Annotated in this window: 1 protein-coding gene; it reads left to right on the forward strand. The window is 46.0% G+C overall.

Going from position 1 to position 1,071, the window contains the following annotated elements; all coding sequences use genetic code 11:
- Positions 1 to 480 precede the first annotated feature (480 nt).
- A complete protein-coding gene (locus ACTIE0_RS24640; protein ID WP_006625944.1) occupies positions 481 to 1,050 on the forward strand; it encodes an inorganic diphosphatase in 570 nt (189 codons plus the stop codon).
- Positions 1,051 to 1,071: the final 21 nt, after the last annotated feature.

Genomic DNA, 1,071 nt, shown 5'->3' on the forward strand with positions numbered 1-1,071 from the left:
TTACCTTAACGGGTAATAGTGCTATCGTCGCATTGTCAGGCAATAGCCGGATAAATGTCGCGTAAATGTATCAGTCTAAATTCTCTAGCCAACGGCTTAAACGGGGGCTGTATCGAACGAAAGATGGTTTTCTGGTTAACGCGGACTGTAACGGGGCGGCTAATATATTGAGGAAAAGTAAGCACAATGCTTTAAGCGGAGTGTCTGGGGGTTGTTTGGCACAGCCGTTAAGAGTGAAAATCTCTTAAAAATCTCCGCCTTCTACGGCGCTAGAGTGTCAACCGGACGCTAACCTTACGGCTATAGCGCGGGGCTTATCGGCGGTTAAGCTAAGTTTCTGGGTCAACCCTGATCAAGATTTGGCAAGCACTCAAGATTTGGCAAGCACTGGGGTAAGGGTAATCCTATCTCAGCCAGCCTAGCCTCTGAATAAATCCCCTTAGTGGGAAGTATGAAACATCAACTTGGAGAACGACAAATATGGACTTATCACTTATTCCCCCGGAACCGAAACCAGGATTGGTCAATGTGTTGATCGAAATTCCTGCGGGGAGTAAAAATAAATACGAATTTGACAAAGATTTACAAGCCTTCGCCGTAGATCGGGTTTTATACTCCTCTGTCCAGTACCCCTATGATTATGGGTTTATCCCGAATACTTTAGCGGATGATGGAGACCCCCTTGATGGCATGGTGTTGATGGATCAACCGACATTTCCTGGTTGTGTGATTGCGGCGCGGCCCATTGGTATGCTAGAAATGATTGATGGTGGCGATCGCGATGAGAAAATTCTCTGTGTTCCTGCCAAAGACCCCCGCTATAGTGAGGTAAAATCTCTGAAAGATATCGCACCTCACCGCCTAGAGGAAATTGCGGAATTTTTCAGAACCTACAAAAATCTTGAGAAAAAAGTCACAGAAATTCTGGGTTGGCAAGATGTGGACAAGGTACAAGCTATAGTGCAAGCCTCTTGCATAAAATCCGGTAATTTCCGGCAGGAGCCGGAAATTACTCCTCAAAGGAGATGTAAGATGCAGGTCCAGGATTAGACCTACGTTAAGGGGGTGATG

Source organism: Limnospira sp. (assembly GCF_051859755.1).
Lineage (GTDB): Bacteria > Cyanobacteriota > Cyanobacteriia > Cyanobacteriales > Microcoleaceae > Limnospira > Limnospira fusiformis.